This is a genomic window from Acinetobacter sp. GSS19 (assembly GCF_028621895.1).
Lineage (GTDB): Bacteria > Pseudomonadota > Gammaproteobacteria > Pseudomonadales > Moraxellaceae > Acinetobacter.
Genome location: NZ_CP117520.1, coordinates 2,569,068 through 2,586,360, shown reverse-complemented (window position 1 = coordinate 2,586,360; position 17,293 = coordinate 2,569,068). Strand labels below are relative to the sequence as shown.

The following is a 17,293-nucleotide window of genomic DNA, read 5'->3' as shown; positions in this document are numbered from 1 at the left end:
TCAATCGCAGCGCATCATCACGATGGCTACGGAATTTTTCTCTAGCTTAAGCCGAATTTCGCCACAAAGTAGTATTTAGATACGTGATTATCCCCTTACAGTTAATTTTAGTGAAAAAATAAATCAATACAATCAATTGCCCAGCCGACCAGCTCAGCTTTTTTAGGATTATGGTAGGATGAACATCGACCAGTAATGCGGTCAATCTTCGGACCATGGGTAAGACCAGCAAGACCACGGGAAAACGCCACTGCCTAAGACAACATCCAGGCCGAAAACCACATGTGAATGAAATTTTCCACTCCAACCGACATTATTCTTAAACATATTCAGATCAGCGATACGATACCACCACAGTGTGTGAAAGAAAAAGCGGCATGACCCGTTCACAAGGCAGCTCTCTAGGCGGTAGTTTAGGAATATGGCCAAAGATCATAGCGCGTGGTTTTGCCTTGCTCCGGATCACCTGTGGTCAGAAGAGGTTCATTTTAACATGCTTTTTTAGGTCAGATTCAAGCCAATCGGGATCAGCTCCGTACCATGTCGCCCGCAAATCATCTGCTTCTCCTGTATTGCCGTGGAAAATGCACTCCCCTTAAACCGCGCGAAATTTGCTATATTTGCGGTTTTTCTGCGACATTAATTTTTCGATTGACATTATGAATCACAGCCAGTCCAAGCAGCTTTCGATCGCGAAGTCCAATCCCTTCAAGTTGAAGGGCTACTCCCATCTGACTGGAACAACACCAGCAACAATACGCACCAAAGATCGCAGCCACGGTGATTTCGCGTCAAATATTAAGCAAGGACGGTGGCCAAAGTGCCGGGATGAAACCGCGTAGATCTCGTAGAAAATCGGTGTATGTTGTAGCATTAACAGAAGACAGACTGCAGCAAATGCAGCAAGAAGTTTCCTGGAAGTGACATCAGCCTCTTCTTGAACGCTTCGATCAGTGTTTTTGCAGTGGCATTTCACCAGATCTCAAGCCAAAAAGACCAGTTCGGTCGCACTCAAGCCAATGCAGGTAAAAGATTCAGGTTGAATTTAGAAGTCAGCCAATCCGACCTCCAGCCTGCATGTGGACATGGCCGCAGTGCTGCGTATATGGCATGACCGCCACCGTAGCAAACTCGCTCGAAGCAACCGGTGCCAGCACAGTAGATTCAGAATATTATGTCAACGATGCTGGCCGCCAGATGGACATTTTGGCGACTTCAACTTATTTACGTTATTTAGGCCCACTGGCCAGGCACTGGTGTTCCTGAAAATCGCCTACCAGGGCGACTATGTCAAAGAAATTGCACAAAGCATTATCGACAAAAGATGGCGATGCCTATGTACGTCCGGTGGCGTGATGCCCGTGTAGATGTCCCTGAAGACGCAATATGCTGCTGAACCGGATGCTGATGGCAATAAAGTCGTGCTTTCAGGGGACAAAGAAAAAACACATTGATGGCCTAATTGCCAATTCACAACAATTGATCGGCGCAGGTTACTGCGTATTCCACCAGGCTTCATTGAAAGCGATCCTGGATGACATCAAAGATGACCTCGGTGAGTTTATGTCACTCCTTAACTAGTGGTCTGGCGAAGCGTCACTGACTGAAAAATCGAAGAAGCGTTGCAGGTGACTCTGGATCAACGCGGCTTCCTGTACAACTGGATGGGCAATATTTGGTTTAAGTCCACCGAACCGGTGATGAGAAAGACCGTGTGGTGAAACGTCGCAATGGCCAGACCACGTACTTTGCCTCTGACATTGCCTACCTCACCTGAACAAATTGGTAACGTGGTTAAGCAGCCATCTGGTCAGGATATCTGTGGCTCCCACCACCATGGTTATATTGCACGTGTCAAAGCAGCAATTGATGCGATGGGTTATGACTCATCAAACGATTTGTTCTGCTGGCCAGTTCGTTAGCTTGTGGCGTGGTGGCGAAATGGTTCAAAATGTCTTCACGTTCAGGCCAGTTTGTAACTTTGCGTGACTTGCGTAAAGAAGCTGGCAATGATGCCGCCTGCTTTAATACTATGTGATGCGTAAATCTGGAACAGCATATCGACTTCGACCTTGATTTGGCCGGTGCTCACAAAGTAAAGCACAATGCCGTGTATTACATCCAGTATGCACATGCAATGGATCTTGTCGTATGCTAGAAAAAGCTGCAGCAACTGGTGTGCAGTTTGATATTGCAGCTGCCCGTACCCATGCAACACGTTTGGAATTAGAAGCTGAAAGCGAAATTCTGGCTAAGCTCGCTGCTTATCCGGATATTGTCTTCCGCGCTGCCAATGTTTATGAACCCCATCAAGTGGGTAACTACCTGAAGGAATTGGCTGCCCTGTTCCACGGTTGGTACAATGAACATAAAGTTCTGAATGATGATGCTGACCTGACGCAAGCACGGTTGTTACTTTCAGTGAATGTACAGCAAGTCTCGCAGAACGGTTTGCAATTACTGGGCGTTTCTGCACCTACACCGATGTAATTAAAAGAGGGATGTCACGTGCAGCCAAAACGCAAACGCGGCGTATCTGAACGGCCAAATAAACTCTAAATCTGTGCTGGTGCCCAAATGGTTAGGTACACTGGTGGCGATTTTGGCAGTTTTATGCTTAGCGGTTGCCTTGCTTCTCTGGAAACCGTGGCAAACCTGTGCAACCTTAAAACCAGATCCCATCTGGACACTACCAGGAAGAAACCAATAAGGACTTCCTGTTTCTATGACCTGTTGCCACAACAACAAGTGACTCGATTCCGGAACAGGCCATTCCAGAAAACAAAGAGCAAGGTACTGTGTGTGATTGTAGAAGCACCAGAGCTGAACAAACCTCAGCCTGAAGCCAGTGCAGCCATAACTGAAACCGCACCAGCACCCGTTGCAGCCACTCATATTCTGCAAGTGCGCAGCTATGCGGATCCGGACAGTGCAGATGCACGTCGTGCCGAAATTATTTTGAATGGTCTCTCAGCGGATATCGTCAAAACAGTAGAAGGCGGCAAAACCTGGTATCGGGTAATCTCTGACCTTACGAGTCACAAGAAGCTGCCCTGATTGCAACAGCAAACCCTGCAACATAGCGGTATCGACTCGATTGTGATTAAACGCTAAGTCACTGCATCTGTGTTAAGGACGCCACGGCGTCTCTTAATTTTTGCTACTACATCTTTACCTGCCAAAAATCCCTGCACAACAGACTCCACTCATTTGTTTCAATTCTCGAGTGAATATTCCAGTTTTGACAGATTGCATCGTTTGCGAATAAACAATCGTCTTATCTTATTTTCCTCTTTTGACTTGATCCAGCAGATACCTTCCACATAAACCAACCCTAATCGCATAATCTTACTCCTTTTTATTAGTACTTTGATTTATAGCAAGATCTTGGCATGTTGCTCAATTATTAATCTGATAATTTACATAAACACAGAACAAATATTTCTAATAAAACGGGGAAGACCTGATGCTCCAGGACAAGAAAACCCCTGTCAGTTTCAATTCATCGGTGACGGTCAGGGAACAAGACTCAGCAGAACCACAAGCGCTGCGCATTTTGTTATGCCATTACAGATGAGCACAGAGACACCATTATCCAAGCGCTGCAAGGATCCGTTGGCTCGTATTCCGCAAATGCTCTTACCCGGCTTTTCTGGATTTCCACCCATGAACATAGCCGTCGTTTTTTGTTGCAGGTTAATATTCTGGGGCGCAAGCAGCTTACTGGTGCTATGGCATTGCAGACTGGATCATGCGTTGCATGATGTAGGAATGCTGTCGATCGGGTTACACGTTCACTTTATGTGACAGCCGTTGCTGGTTTGCTGGTTTATCTTTATCGCTACTCGCCGCAACATTCAGTTGCTGGATTTGTTATTACCCAGTTCAATTATTGGGGCTGCAATCATTTGGTTTGAGTTGTTGGTTCGTTCCACCAGTCCAGAGATGTGATGACTTTTCAATATGCGGCGGTAATCTTTATTATGCTGGCCAATTTGAGTGTACAGGTCCGTTTCACTCCCTGTGCTCATCCTTTCCCAGCTGGATTTCAGCCGTGGTCTTTTTCGGCGGGATCCGTACCTGGTGCCTAGGACATCCACATGCCATTTTAGGCTTTGCGCTGGTGTATGTTCCGGTGTTGCTGTTTAGCCTGTATATCAGCCGCTGGAGTGCCACACTAAAAACCGACAAATTTTTCTTCTGCGCCAGCATGCTTGGAGGAGTGGAATCACCAAGCCGCTGGATCAGCTAGCACATTACCGACATGCTGACCAATCTGAATAACCGACGCCAGCGTTCGAACGGCTAGCACGCAGCGAATTTAGCACGCTTGCAGCGACATTATGAACCGATGTGTCTATTAATGTTCGATGTGGGATCATTTCAAAGACATTAATGATCATTATGGACATGATGTGGGCGATGAAGTACTGAAATTATTATTAGCCAAACCGCCCAGGAAGAAAATGCGCACACAGGATTTGCTGGGTCGTTTTGGGGGTGAAGAGTTTGTAGCCTTACTGCCAAATACCAATCTGGATGAAGCCAAAATCGCAGCCGAACGCTTACGCCAACATATTTCGGAGTCCAGAGTGATTACCAGCGCTGGTGATGTAATCGAATATACCATTTCCATTGGCATTTGCCTGGTCGAGCCCAAGGTGCAGGCTTTGCATAGCTTACTAAAATCAGCTGACCAAGCTCTTTATCTGGCCAAAGAGAACGGCCGTAATTGCATCAGATTAGCAACACAAACTGCACCTTTAGATCCGGTATGATTTGCCCTCCCCACTTTTCACTGAAGCGATTATTTCGACACGATGTGGGTCGTAATCGACAGGCTACGCAATAAAGTTTTGGTCACGGGCGTTTTTCCGCAAACGTTCAAGATACGTTCCTGCAGGGCAGCATCGGGCAAGTTGGCAAACACAATCCGACGCTCAATCCATTCCTGATTATCCCGATCACAGTGAATGTCGGCTTCTACCGCAAAAATCACCAAAATCGATTCCTTTATGCTTGGCATACATCCGTAGGGTAATCATAGTACAGGCGGACAAACTTCCTGTCAGCACATCATAAGGGGATGGCCCCTGATCCTGCCCGTCAAGCCGCGGGGTTCATCGGTTAAATAATGATGCTGCCCACTACTAACCACCTGGCATTTCCATTGTCCGGCTAAAGGTTTGACCACACTGCTGGCTATTTTATTCATTTTGATGCTCTCATCTGATCTGGCAAACTGGGGCTTCTAAACGGTCACCGACATAATCTGGTATTTCGCCAAAACGGGGATCATGCTGAATCCACTGTTCAGGTGCTTGTTCTAATTCGGCACGGTTCCGTGCAACAAAATTCCACCACAATAAAATCGGAGTTGCAAAGGGTTCCCTCCTATCAGTAATACTCTGTTGTCCGGCTTTCAGCTCAAGCTCCAGTTGAGTTAAACCAGTATCGACCACACCAGCAGATTATCCAGATTCAGTTCATGTCCTTCTACTTGTGCTGTGCCTTCCAAGGCCAGCAGTCCATATTCAAATGATGGATTGAGCGGAAGACAGATCTTAGTATCTGCTTGAGCGTTGAGATCCACAGCGAGTAACGGGCTATACACTTCTACCGGAGAGCGGGTAGACAAGAATTCACCGACCAGTATGGTACAGGTTACCTTTGATCATGCTCCACGACAGGCAGTTCCGGATAATGCTCAAATTTGGCAGGCATATTACGCCGATCGTCCGGTAGAGCAATCCACAGTTGGGCAGCATGTAATTGCGTTTCTGTCGCAGGAGAGACCTCAGTATGCGAGATCCCAAAACCGGCCGTCATCAAATTGACCTGTTGGGGACGAATCAGCTGTTTTGATCCCAGACTGTCGCTATGCATAACCGTCCCATCGATCATCCAGGTAAAGGTTTGCAATCCTATATGTGGATGAGGGCCGACATCCATACCCTGACCTGCCGGGAAGGTGACCGGGCCCGCATGATCCAGAAAGCACCAAGCCCCAATCATGCGTTTATGCCGACTCGGCAGTGCACGTTTAATGACCGTGCCTTTTCCTAGCAGAGCCGAGCGTACAGGAAATGTCTGTATCGATTGAGAGTGATCTGTTTCTGCTGCTGATTTGGAGATTTCCGTTTTATTATTACTCATGTCATTCTCCTGCCATTTTTATTCATGCATCTGATTCAAATTGATTGTAAACATGATGTTAGCTATTTACTTTTTCTTGACCTATGCCTTAGTTAATACGCTGAATGTCAGGCATAGGACAATAAGAATTTTGTTTTTATCAGAAATAAAAAAGGACGCTTCTGCGTCCTTAAAAACTTTCCTCATCAAAGCGGTCTTGGTCAATTTTATAAATATGAAAACTGCGTTCAATTTGGACACCCAAACCAAATTCGATCATTAATGACGTCAGCTTATCGCCATCAATCAGTACACCCGGATTTTTTCGCAGACTCAATTGCCTCTTTACTAAAAAGATGAAGTTGTAATGAATACGGTCTGTATCTAATCCTATGGTTTAAAAATTTCATCCTGATGGAACTCAAAATATTTTTTGATATCTGAGTCAAATTGAATAACTGCATAACGAGGAATATTAAAAATGCTTGTTCTGCATGAGTAAGCTGCTTAGAAATTAAAATCTCACCATCCTGCCTAAAAGATATAAGCCCCTTATCAAATAATCGATCAAAATTTGGCGTTAACAGTAATCCATTATATGGATCTAATCTTTCCTCATCACTGCTAACTGACCAGGGTTTTATATGGGATGCAATTAAAAATTGAGTATTCTAAAGCCAGTAACGACGCAAAATTGATTCAGATCAAACAATCCTTTTCTAAATTTATTTTGTACCAATCTCACTTTGATAAGCTTTTCAGCTTCGGACGTAAATTTCTGATCTTCCGAAAAAATATCCCTGTCCTGAATATCATGTTCTTTTAGGTAATTCCCATAATGCCTAAGTGCTGATGAATACATATTATTGCCAACACTATTTCTTTCTTTATAAATATTCAACGATTCTATAATTCGCTTCACAGCTTCAAAATCAATACTATTCTGAGGCAATTCATAACTTGGCAACCATTCACTAATTCTATTTTTTATCACGAGATTATATTTAGAAGCTGTTGCGGTCGATAATCCTTTTTCATTCACCAACCAAGTATAAAAATCCATACCTCCTCCGATTAAAATAAAATATACAAAAAAGGACGCCTAAGCGCCCTTTCTAAAAATCATTTCACTCTGGCGCAGGCATAGCCTTTGCCGTAAAACTGGCAAGCAGCAATGCTGCTTGAAAGCTCACTTTTACTCCCACCAATCGTTGCTGGTGGGCTTAGATGACACGTCATACACCACACGTGACACATCAGCAATTTCGTTCATGATACGGGTCGAGATTTTATCCACCAACTCGTATGGCAAGTGCGCAAAACGTGCGGTCATAAAGTCAACGGTTTCTACTGCACGTAGCGCGATTACCCAAGCATAACGGCGGCCATCACCCACCACACCGACAGATTTCACAGGCTGGAACACCGCAAAAGCCTGTGCAGTTTTGTCATACCAACCGCTGTCACGCAACTCTTGCATGAAGATGTCATCCGCAAGACGAAGGATATCCGCATATTCTTTTTTCACTTCACCCAAGATACGCACGCCCAAACCTGGACCTGGGAATGGATGACGGTAAATCATGCTGTGTGGCAAACCGAGCGTTGTACCCAATTTACGCACCTCATCTTTAAACAGGTCACGTAATGGCTCAACCAATTCAAAGGCTAAATCTTCCGGCAAACCACCCACGTTATGGTGTGATTTGATTACATGCGCTTTGCCTTGTTTGCTGGCAGCTGATTCCAATCACGTCTGGATAAATCGTACCCTGCGCAAGGAATTTCACGCCATCGAGTTTACGTGCTTCTTCCGCAAACACTTCAATAAATTCACGGCCAATGATCTCACGTTTTTTCTCAGGATCAGTTTCTGCCTGCAAGCGCACTCCAAGAAACGTGCTTCTGCATCGGCACGAATCACACAGATACCCATGTTATCTGCAAACATTTGCATCATTTTGATCGCCTTCTGTTCAAACGAAGCAAACCATTGTCTACAACACGCAAGTGAGCTGGTCGCCAATCGCTTTATGCAACAAAGCAGCAACCACAGATGAATCCACTCCACCGGAAAGACCTAGCAGTACTTTTTTCATCACCAATTTGTTTACGCACTGTTCTACGCGCAAATCGATAATGTGCTCTGCGTCCAAAGACCACGGCAACCACAAATTTTATGCACGAAGTTAGAAAGCAATTCGGCACTTAGAGGTGTGCGTTACTTCCGGATGGAACTGTACGCCATAGAAACGGCGTTTTTCATCACTCACGGCTGCAAACGGACAACTTGCTGTGCTGGCAGTGACCTGAAACCTTCTGGAATCGCACTCACTTTGTCACCGTGACTCATCCAAACATGCAGCTGGTTTTCACGGTCTTGCAAATTGCCAATCAGCTGGTCACGAACCAAGATATCCACTTCGGCATAACCGAATTCGTGTACCGTACCCGGCTCAACCTTGCCGCCCAATTGTTCTGACATGGTTTGCAAACCATAGCAGATCCTCAATACTGGTATGCCTAACTCGAACACCACTTGTGGTGCACGTGGGCTGCCTTCAACGTGAACACTTTCAGGGCCACCTGACAAGATAATCCCGTTTGGATTAGCGCACGAATGTCTTCTTCAGACATGTCATAGGCATACATTTCAGAATATACGCCAGCTTCACGTACACGACGTGCTGCAATCAGCTGACTATATTGGAGAACCGAAATCCAGAATCAGGATGCGGTCTTCAGTAATTTGGGTATTGGTAGTCATGACAAACAACTATGCGTAAGGCAAACGAAGTAAGCCCGTGATTCTACCCATTTTTCCTGGCATTACGCACACTTTCTTCGCAGCCAAGCCGGATATTTGTCGTTTTAGTCTGTACAAATTATAAAAACCGGGTCTGATCGACCCGGTTTTTAAAACATCGCTCTACTGTTTAAGCGATTTTTCTAATGGCATGTTGTCAATACTGAACTTGCCAGCGTTCCTGCAACATTACGAACAAGAATCCGTCCCGTGATAGCGCGATGTTTTTCATAAGGTGAATAGAATTATTGGTGATTTGTTCCGAGTGCAGGCACCACCAACATGAAAAAATCATGCCTGCCACTAGGTGTAAACCTCTGCCAACCCCAAGTGCGACGATCCGTGTTTGAAAGCCCACCAGCAAAGCCAAACCACCACCGATCTCAATCAGAATCACCAAAGGCAACAGGCTCCCGGAGATTCCCATCATTTCCATATAACTCCGCTGTGCCAGCATACGCATTTATTTTTCCCCAGCCTGCAATCAGAAAGATATATGCCATAAATACTGGCTAACAGGGCAATCTTTCAGTGCATGGGCTGTCGGAGTGCTTCCACGCACTTCATATTTTTAACTGTAACATTGGGACGGAACATAGGAACCACCTGTTTGCAAGTATTATTTAATCAATTCGATTACAGCGTTACGCCCTAAATTATACAAACAGAATAACCATATATCGGACTGACCGTTGCAATAATAGAACAGGATTCAGAGACAGAATTTAAGTTTTTTGGATACTGACTTTACCACCTATCACTGCTAGGATTTCCTCACATCTTCCTTTATCTTTGGGCCCCATGAACCCCATCGATTTTATCTTTGCTATGTTGACCAACACCTGCTTGAGTTTATTACCAACTATGGGGGTGTGGATTTACGGCATTTTATTTTTAATTATTTTTGTTGAAACGGACTGGTAGTGATGCCCTTCCTGCCTGGTGTGACAGTTTACTGTTTGCTGCAGGTGCTCTTGGCTGCCTCTACCGGTGCACTCAATCCCTGGGTTACTCGGTGTATTAAGCTGTTTACACGGCTGCGGTATTGGGCGATACATTGAATTATCATATTGGCCGCTGGATCGGACCTCGTGTGTTTGAGTTGAATACTCCGCTTGATCATAATAAACAGCATTTATTGAAAACCCAGCAGTTCTTCTCGCCCGCCATGGCGGTAAAACCATTATTTTTGCCTGTTTTACCCTTTTGCCCGTACCTTTGCACCATTCGTTGCAGGTACAAAGTGGCAGCATGAATTACAAACATTTCCTCACCTATAACGTGATTGGTGCATTCTGCTGGATCGCGTCTTTGTGACTTTGGGCTATCTGTTTTGCTAATATGCCGATTGTGAAAGACAATTTTCACCCACCTGATTTTCGGCATTATTATTCTGAGCATTCTACCAGGGGTTATCGGTTTTATCCGTCAACGCTGGCAAGAACGCGCAATGCCTTAAAACAACTCCAAATAAACAGCTCGGTAGCCAACATTAAGTTGGATCATTCGAGGTTGAAGATCAGCCGATCCTGAATCGTCAGGATCGGCTTTTATTTTTGAAGCATTCAGTGCCATGATTGAAAAAGTGTTGCAATCCAGCGCAGCTGTAGACGATTCGACCTCTAAAACGCCAAGTACACGCAGCCAATGCAAGCCCTGCAAACACTTATAAAACAAGTGCCAAGGCGATAACCTCTTGTTTGCGAAGGGTGAGCCGTTTAGTTCGAAGATTGCGTTGTCTTTGCTACGGATCAGAAGCGGACAGTTTTTAAATTTAGCGGCCTGTACAATTGCTTCTTGTTCCCCAAGTACACGCGCCAGCTCCGTCCGTTTGGTAGCAGAGGATTGACCCATATTGACCGAAATACTCGGACCAACACCCCAGCTCACCCTCCACTCCCCCAGCCGCCGCCAATGCCAATACCGACGCCGATACCCGCACCTTTTGCCAGGCTCGACACCCGGCATCAATATAAGCCTGTATCCGGTTATATTCAATTTGCAGCTGCTGACAGTTAAAGGCCTGATAGTGCGTCGGCGACACATAGAGTGGCTTGACTGTTGTGGCGCAAGCACTGAGAAGAACCGCTGTGATCGTAGTCATTGCGAAAGAAAATTTGTTCCATACCGGACTTTGCTTATTTTTGTTCAATTTCATTGAACAATGTCTGATAGGCCTGCGTCAATTTATGATCAGCTGCCAGATGGATCAGTGGCAGATTGCGATGATGAGATTCCTTCATCAACACAGAAGGTGGCAGTTTACTCTGTAATACCGGCAACCTTCATCCTGTAACTCTTGTACCACTTCATGAGGCAGTTTGGCCTGTGCCTGAAACTGATTTACCACAATCCCTTCAATTTCCAGACGGTTATTATGATCGTCCTGAGTTTCAATCACATTAGCAATCAGACTGTGCAAGGCACGTTTGGAAAATACATCGCAATCAAACGGAATCAGCACCCGATCCGCTGCAATCAGGGCAGAAAGGGTAAAAAAGTTAAATGCCGGAGGGGTATCAATATAGATTCGGTCATATTGGGTTTCTAGAGCACGGAGCGCGTCGCGCAATTTATAAATTTTGTGTTTGGCCTCTAGTGCATGTTGTAAAGCACCTAAGGTAGGACTTGCAGGAATGACGTGCAGATGTTCAAAGGGGGTGTGATGCACATAACTGTGTAAGCCATGACTACGGCTGCCCAAAATTGATCCCAATGCATTCCCCAACAGGCTGCGGGTCTGGGTGGTATCCAGCACTTCCTGAAAAAACTGCTCAATATTCGGTGCTAATATGGGTTGATCCGCCGTATGACTGGCAGCGTCCCCTAACAGATACTGACTGGCATTGGCCTGTGGGTCGAGATCAATGACCAGGGTTTTGAGTTGCTGAGCCGCACTGATGGCCGCCAAATTGACGGCAATACTGGATTTTCCAACACCACCTTTCTGGTTAAAGATCACACGTGTCCGCATTCCGTTCCCTCATCTTGTTCTTGCTGGCTTTCTGTACGCTAGTTTAACCTAGTGTACAGAAGCACTGAGGGAAAATGTGAAGAATTAACTGAAAGTCGGTTTGAGCAGAATCAAGATAATAATGGCCACAAAAGCCACTGCCCCCAGAATGAGTCCTGCACGGCGTTGCACCAGCAAAATTGAATCATCGCGTTTAAAGGCTTTAATGAAGGAAGACAACAACACCAAAAACAGAATAATTTTGGCATAGAACCACGGCTGTACCTGAAACTGGTTCATCACCAGCAAAATGATGCCCGTCAGTGCAATCAGGCTAAAGGCCAGATGCTGACTACCGACCAACAATTTGCGTGCAACCGGATTCGGCTGCTGTTCCTGCACCCCAACAAACAGGGTCATTGCATCGTACTACAAACACCAATAAAGCCAGAGTTGCAGCACTCATATGCACGATTTTAATCAATAAATGACTATCCATACTTACAACCTGGCTTATTCTGACTTCGGTGCATGAGCACATTCTGGACTGTCAGGTGCCTGCCCCTGCCATTCCTGTGGTAAATAGGCATGGATGGCGAGTGCATGAATTCGGCTTGGTGCCAACAAATCTCCGGCCGCAGCATAAACTTTCTGATGGCGTTGCACTAAACGTAATCCTCAAATGCTTCAGAGACGATCTCCACCTTAAAGTGCGATTCTTTGCCTGGGAAATAGCCACCATGACCTGAAGATTCATTTACCACCTGCAAGTGACTCGGCTGTAAATCCTGTAAGCGCTCAATCAATTGTTGTTCCAGGCTCATTTTTACTTCTCCATCCGTCGATTATTTCGAGAAAATCACCTTGTTATACCATGATCTGCACATACTGAGGCAGCCGAATCCGTCCTAGAGACAATTACAAAATCAGATTTTGGCCAACACAGAGAATTTTCATCCCTCCAGGGTGAAATAATGATCCACAGGGATAAGTGACTGATTTTATTTTATGCAATTGATACAATATTCTGCATAAAGTTGTTGACCAGTTTTTTACATCAGGTATTATAGCTGGCACGCGGGAATAGCTCAGTTGGTAGAGCACAACCTTGCCAAGGTTGGGGTCGCGAGTTCGAGTCTCGTTTCCCGCTCCAAAATCTTTTAAGTGTAAGTTTTTATAGTAAAACTGCTCAATCTGCGGGAATAGCTCAGTTGGTAGAGCACAACCTTGCCAAGGTTGGGGTCGCGAGTTCGAGTCTCGTTTCCCGCTCCAAATTTTAAAGGCCCTAGTCGGAAGACTGGGGCTTTTTTATTGTTGATTCAAAAAGAATATTTTAAAAGAACCTCGGCAATCTATATCCAACATTTCCAGGATTCATTCTGATAAACCAAGGGATCTAATGCCATTTGGTGACCAAAAGTGACTTTTCACGCCTTCAGCAATGTTTTTATTATGATCTCACAGTACTTTAAATCATAAATCTTTAAGAATTCCCTAATTCTAGGATTGGCTTTTTAACAATATCCCAGATTACGCCGAGAAAAATTTAACTAATATTTTTTACCATGATTGTGATACGGTGACCAAATTTGGTCACCAATTTTAAGCACAAAAATCTTTAGTAATTATAGCTGTTATAGCTTTTCAATTTTTTCTTCACTTAAAGATTCGTAGACATTTTCAGCTAATGCCCTGCTCTCCGGAATCATTTTGCTTAAATTGCAATAAATCTCCGACTTGCACTTGTAACAGCATGCAAAGTTTTCAAGTGTTTCAAAATCAATCCTTGTTGACTGGCCATTATAAAGTTTATGCAGAGTGGTCTTGCTCATCCCAGTTGCTCTAGCAACATCTGCAACCTTCATCCGGCGTTCTGCCAAAAGTACTGGCAAATTGCAAACTATCATTAATTATCACCATTGTGTAATAAAGTACTTGCATGGTGTTACTTATGCATATATTATTGCATTGAGTCATTTAATAACACCATTGTGGTACTTTTTAAAAGGAAATGCTTATGAACTTGACCTATCTTACTACAAAAGAGTTATCCCAACGAATCCATTATAACGAGAGAACTATTCGCAACCAGTTAAAAGACAGCGTTCTTATCGAGGGCATTCATTACATTCGCCCTTTTGGTGGGCGAAAAATTCTGTATGTGTGGGAGCGTATTGAAGAAGACATGACGAAAACAACGTTAGGTAATTTACATACCCTTCAATTGCAATAAGGAGATAATTTTATGGCAGCAATTCGATCACGATATGGCAAGTTGGGGGTCGACTTTCGATATCTCAACATGCGTTGTCGCGAAACCACAGCTTTAGAAGACAATAGTCAAAACAGAAAAAAACTTGAAAAAGTAATTGAACGCATGGAAGCAGAAATTCTGCTGGGCATTTTTGACTATGCCAAATATTTTCCCAAAAGTGCTCGCTTAAAGGAAATCAAAGAAGCTGAAAATAGAGTCAATGCAATTAGTTCAAAAACACCCATGTTTTCAGAATATTGTAAGACTTGGTTTATAGAAAAAGAAATTGAATGGCGAACAAGTTATCGTGGAAAAATCCAAATAGTTCTAAGGAAATATTTGATCCCTTATTTTGGTAGCTTACCAATTATTAACGTCAAAAAGTCAGACATTCTAGGATTCCGCACATCCCTCGCCAAAGTGACTTACGGAGTTGCCCAAGAATGTCTATCACCATCACGAATCAACCAGATTATGACAGTGTTACGTATGATACTCGATAGCGCAGCTGAACGATATGATTTTGATAGTCCTTATAAAAATATCAAAAATCTAAAAACACAAAAAACTGAAGTTATGCCTTTTACGCTACAAGAAGTCTCGCTCATTTTGCAGCATGTCAGGGAGGACTTTAAACCGTACTATACAGTGCGCTTCTTCACAGGAATGCGCACCAGTGAGATTGATGGACTGCGCTGGAAAAATATCGATTTCCAACGTCATGAAATTCACATTCGAGAAGCTTTAGTTAATGGGGAACTTGGGGTACCAAAACTTATGGCTCCGATCGTACGATTCAAATGAGTGAATGTGTTTATGATGCACTCATACAACAAAAAGTCTGAACAATGGACGTTCAGAATTTGTCTTCTGTAATCGAGAAGGTGGCCCTTTAGATTATCGTTTAGTCAATAAACGGGTTTGGCATCCTCTCTTACGCCTACTGCGTCTACCCAGTCGTCGTGCTTATCAAACACGCCATACAGCTGCAACACTCTGGTTGTCGGCAGGTGAGAATCCAGAATGGATTGCACGCCAACTGGGGCACTCAACGACTGAAATGCTGTTCCGAGTCTATAGCCGCTACATTCCGAATGTTACGCGACGCGATGGCAGTGCTTTTGAAGCCATGCTAGAGAGACTAAATATAGAGGAGGTTGCCCATGAACAATAAAGCTTTCTTTGGCGGCGTAGTAGTTAGTCCGGAAGCAGATATGGTCGCTCGTGAACTTATCTATGAGTTACACATTCCCAAACTTCACAATCTGGCCTTTTTGCTGGAGATCAATAAATGTTTCGATGATCACCAAGCATTAAGACTATGGCTACAACGACTACTGGATGAGGGACAAGCCCATTACGATGATCTAGCCCAACAAGCCCGCCTCCGGTTAATGAGCCTAACTCACCAATAAGACAAACATACAAGGTCATCTAATCGATGACCTTAGCCCCTCTATACCCATAAAAAGGTAAACCCATGCATAAAGATATTTCAATTTGGATGCCACTCTATATTGGTGACTTACAGGCAAAATTCGCACGAATGACCACAGAACAAATCGGTGCAGCACTGCTGTTAATGATGGATTTTTGGAAAAATGGTGCTATTCCTCATGATCTAGCAACGATATGCAGCATCACGAAATTACCACAACAGACAAAGGTTAAAACTTTGTTGAATACACTAATCGCATTGGAATTGTTTGAAATCGAATCTGAACAGATTCATTCAAATTTTTTAACCAGTTTAAAAAGCCAGGCTTTACAAAATCAGCAGATAAAATCTGATAAAGCTAAAAATGCAGCACAAGCACGCTGGAATAAATCCGCAAGTAATGCTCAAGCATCTAATAAGCAAGTGCAAAAAAATGCTCAAGCATTCTCCGAGGATACCCTAAGCATTGCTCCAACCAAGCTCAAGCAATGCCCTTCATCTTCATCTTCATCTTCATCTTCATCTTCATCTTCATCTTCATCTTCATCTTCATCTTCATCTTCATCTTCATCTTCATCTTCAAATTTTGAAGAAAAAAATGAGAATTTTTTAGAAAATTCAAAATGGATTTAGGAGAACGACCATGAATACCATGCTTAAAACGCTCCAGATTCACGCAGAAGCAACTGAAATGCTATGCCCTACCCATCACATACCCCTGATGGAAATTGCTGGTCACAGACTTTGTAAATTGTGTGCTAAAGAAACTGTCCACCGCTCACATGCAGCTTATGAAGATGAACTACAACAGCGCTTACTGCAGCAGAGAATCAAAAATTCAGGGCTCAATAAACGCTACCTAGATCGTGGTTTTAAGAATTATGTGGTCGCATGTTCTGCACAAGAGAATGCTATCAAACAATGTCAGACCTTTGCACAACAGATTATTTCTGACCATCATCCGAACCTGCTGCTCATCGGCACACCAGGTACAGGAAAAACCCATCTAGGTACATCAATCATTCGCAACATTCTATATAACAGTACGAAATCTGCACGCTACTATACCAGTGCAGAAATTGCTCAAAAAATGATGGACACTTGGTCAGATGCTTCACGCTCTGAAAAGGAAGTCATCGACCATTTCTCCAGTTTTGATTTATTGGTGATAGATGAATATGGCCTGCATGACCGACATGAAAAACGTCTAGAGATGGTGCATAAGGTCTTATATAGCCGTTATGACAACATGAAATCCACACTGCTGATTTCCAATTTCACATTACAGAATATGCAGCGGGATTTAGGTGTCCGATTATGGTCACGGTTACATGAGAACAATTTGAGTGTAGTACCGTGTTATTGGGAGGATAACCGCTTTAATAATATTTATTAAATATCAAAGGTGGTTCATTTGAACCGCCTTTTTATAAACCAATTAAGCATCAAATATTTAATTCCTTCATTAGGCGAGTATGCGGCAGTGAACAGGTGAATACAGTGTTTTACTTGGCTTAAAATTTTCTAAGCTGCCTATACGGCAGTGAACATCATCAGCACTATACTTAAAGAAATTATTAATTTCTAAGCTGCCTATACGGCAGTGAACGCCGACGGCCTAAAGTGGGTTGTGGATAATATTTTCTAAGCTGCCTATACGGCAGTGAACGAACGTATCATAATACGGTAGTGTAGAATCAATTTCTA

General features: G+C 43.8%; 7 protein-coding genes, 2 tRNA genes, 15 pseudogenes and 1 CRISPR repeat array (1 of these 25 running past the window's edge). Of the genes and pseudogenes, 12 read left to right on the top strand and 12 right to left on the bottom strand.

Annotation, left to right across the window (positions count from 1 at the left end):
- Positions 1–673 precede the first annotated feature (673 nt).
- From argS to PGW99_RS12330, 4 genes and pseudogenes are all read left to right on the top strand, one after another.
- A pseudogene (gene argS, locus PGW99_RS12345) lies at positions 674–2,490 on the top strand (arginine--tRNA ligase); the annotation flags it as partial.
- An 18-nt stretch (positions 2,491–2,508) separates the two neighbouring features.
- Positions 2,509–3,114: pseudogene (locus PGW99_RS12340) on the top strand (SPOR domain-containing protein).
- A 940-nt stretch (positions 3,115–4,054) separates the two neighbouring features.
- Positions 4,055–4,252 carry a hypothetical protein gene (locus tag PGW99_RS12335; protein WP_273778024.1) on the top strand — a complete coding sequence of 66 codons (198 nt, stop codon included), beginning with the start codon at positions 4,055–4,057 and terminating at the stop codon, positions 4,250–4,252.
- 118 nt (positions 4,253–4,370) lie between these two features.
- The gene (locus tag PGW99_RS12330) at positions 4,371–4,778 is read left to right on the top strand and encodes a GGDEF domain-containing protein (RefSeq protein ID WP_273778022.1); all 408 of its coding nucleotides are present in this window, start codon (positions 4,371–4,373) and stop codon (positions 4,776–4,778) included.
- Positions 4,779–4,807: 29 nt separating this feature from the next.
- On the opposite strand, the pseudogene PGW99_RS12325 reads toward PGW99_RS12330, so the two are convergent.
- The 7 genes and pseudogenes from PGW99_RS12325 to PGW99_RS12295 form a co-directional block, all read right to left on the bottom strand.
- A pseudogene (locus PGW99_RS12325) lies at positions 4,808–5,215 on the bottom strand (OsmC family protein).
- A pseudogene (locus PGW99_RS12320) lies at positions 5,212–6,156 on the bottom strand (pirin family protein). The pseudogenes PGW99_RS12325 and PGW99_RS12320 overlap by 4 nt, the downstream one beginning before the upstream one ends.
- A gap of 169 nt (positions 6,157–6,325) precedes the next feature.
- Positions 6,326–6,510, bottom strand: a pseudogene (locus PGW99_RS12315) (restriction endonuclease); the annotation flags it as partial.
- 221 nt (positions 6,511–6,731) lie between these two features.
- Positions 6,732–6,779: pseudogene (locus PGW99_RS12310) on the bottom strand (hypothetical protein); the annotation flags it as partial.
- 11 nt (positions 6,780–6,790) lie between these two features.
- Positions 6,791–7,198 carry a hypothetical protein gene (locus PGW99_RS12305; RefSeq protein ID WP_273778020.1) on the bottom strand — a complete coding sequence of 136 codons (408 nt, stop codon included), beginning with the start codon at positions 7,196–7,198 and terminating at the stop codon, positions 6,791–6,793.
- 132 nt (positions 7,199–7,330) lie between these two features.
- Positions 7,331–8,902 (bottom strand): annotated as a pseudogene (gene guaA / locus PGW99_RS12300) (glutamine-hydrolyzing GMP synthase).
- A gap of 162 nt (positions 8,903–9,064) precedes the next feature.
- A pseudogene (locus PGW99_RS12295) lies at positions 9,065–9,508 on the bottom strand (DoxX family protein).
- A gap of 221 nt (positions 9,509–9,729) precedes the next feature.
- Between PGW99_RS12295 and PGW99_RS12290 the strand changes: the two are divergent.
- A pseudogene (locus PGW99_RS12290) lies at positions 9,730–10,400 on the top strand (VTT domain-containing protein).
- Positions 10,401–10,675: 275 nt separating this feature from the next.
- On the opposite strand, the pseudogene PGW99_RS12285 reads toward PGW99_RS12290, so the two are convergent.
- The 4 pseudogenes from PGW99_RS12285 to PGW99_RS12270 all read right to left on the bottom strand — a co-directional run.
- Positions 10,676–11,045 (bottom strand): annotated as a pseudogene (locus PGW99_RS12285) (hypothetical protein); the annotation flags it as partial.
- A gap of 34 nt (positions 11,046–11,079) precedes the next feature.
- Positions 11,080–11,915, bottom strand: a pseudogene (locus PGW99_RS12280) (ParA family protein).
- A gap of 84 nt (positions 11,916–11,999) precedes the next feature.
- A pseudogene (locus PGW99_RS12275) lies at positions 12,000–12,393 on the bottom strand (SirB2 family protein).
- Positions 12,394–12,407: 14 nt separating this feature from the next.
- A pseudogene (locus PGW99_RS12270) lies at positions 12,408–12,718 on the bottom strand (BolA family protein).
- 253 nt (positions 12,719–12,971) lie between these two features.
- Between PGW99_RS12270 and PGW99_RS12265 the strand changes: the two are divergent.
- Together PGW99_RS12265 and PGW99_RS12260 are read left to right on the top strand one after the other, a co-directional pair.
- A tRNA-Gly gene (locus PGW99_RS12265) sits at positions 12,972–13,047 on the top strand.
- A 43-nt stretch (positions 13,048–13,090) separates the two neighbouring features.
- Positions 13,091–13,166 (top strand) — tRNA-Gly (locus PGW99_RS12260).
- A gap of 408 nt (positions 13,167–13,574) precedes the next feature.
- Here the strand turns inward: PGW99_RS12260 and PGW99_RS12255 are convergent.
- Positions 13,575–13,801, bottom strand: a pseudogene (locus tag PGW99_RS12255) (helix-turn-helix domain-containing protein).
- Between the two features lie 110 nt (positions 13,802–13,911).
- Here PGW99_RS12255 and PGW99_RS12250 point away from each other — a divergent pair.
- From PGW99_RS12250 to PGW99_RS12230, 5 genes and pseudogenes are all read left to right on the top strand, one after another.
- On the top strand, positions 13,912–14,127 hold the full coding sequence (locus PGW99_RS12250) for a hypothetical protein (RefSeq protein WP_273778018.1): 216 nt from the start codon (positions 13,912–13,914) through the stop codon (positions 14,125–14,127).
- A gap of 12 nt (positions 14,128–14,139) precedes the next feature.
- Positions 14,140–15,322: pseudogene (locus PGW99_RS12245) on the top strand (Arm DNA-binding domain-containing protein).
- Positions 15,312–15,563: a hypothetical protein gene (locus PGW99_RS12240; protein ID WP_273778014.1), complete on the top strand. Its 252-nt coding sequence runs from the start codon at positions 15,312–15,314 to the stop codon at positions 15,561–15,563. The pseudogene PGW99_RS12245 and the gene PGW99_RS12240 overlap by 11 nt, the downstream one beginning before the upstream one ends.
- A 65-nt stretch (positions 15,564–15,628) precedes the next feature.
- Positions 15,629–16,219, top strand: a complete 591-nt coding sequence (locus tag PGW99_RS12235) for a DUF1376 domain-containing protein (RefSeq protein ID WP_273778013.1) — start codon at positions 15,629–15,631, stop codon at positions 16,217–16,219.
- A 10-nt stretch (positions 16,220–16,229) separates the two neighbouring features.
- Positions 16,230–16,982, top strand: a complete 753-nt coding sequence (locus tag PGW99_RS12230; RefSeq protein WP_273778011.1) for an ATP-binding protein — start codon at positions 16,230–16,232, stop codon at positions 16,980–16,982.
- A gap of 125 nt (positions 16,983–17,107) precedes the next feature.
- Positions 17,108–17,293: a CRISPR direct-repeat array (repeat unit 28 nt; unit sequence TTTCTAAGCTGCCTATACGGCAGTGAAC) (it continues 5,483 nt past the right edge of the window).

Coding starts and splice junctions, on each gene's coding strand:
- PGW99_RS12250 (WP_273778018.1), top strand. CDS start 13,912: ATGAACTTGACCTATCTTACTACAAAAGAGTTATCCCAACGAATCCAT.
- PGW99_RS12235 (WP_273778013.1), top strand. CDS start 15,629: ATGCATAAAGATATTTCAATTTGGATGCCACTCTATATTGGTGACTTA.
- PGW99_RS12240 (WP_273778014.1), top strand. CDS start 15,312: ATGAACAATAAAGCTTTCTTTGGCGGCGTAGTAGTTAGTCCGGAAGCA.
- PGW99_RS12330 (WP_273778022.1), top strand. CDS start 4,371: ATGTGGGATCATTTCAAAGACATTAATGATCATTATGGACATGATGTG.
- PGW99_RS12230 (WP_273778011.1), top strand. CDS start 16,230: ATGAATACCATGCTTAAAACGCTCCAGATTCACGCAGAAGCAACTGAA.
- PGW99_RS12305 (WP_273778020.1), bottom strand. CDS start 7,198: ATGGATTTTTATACTTGGTTGGTGAATGAAAAAGGATTATCGACCGCA.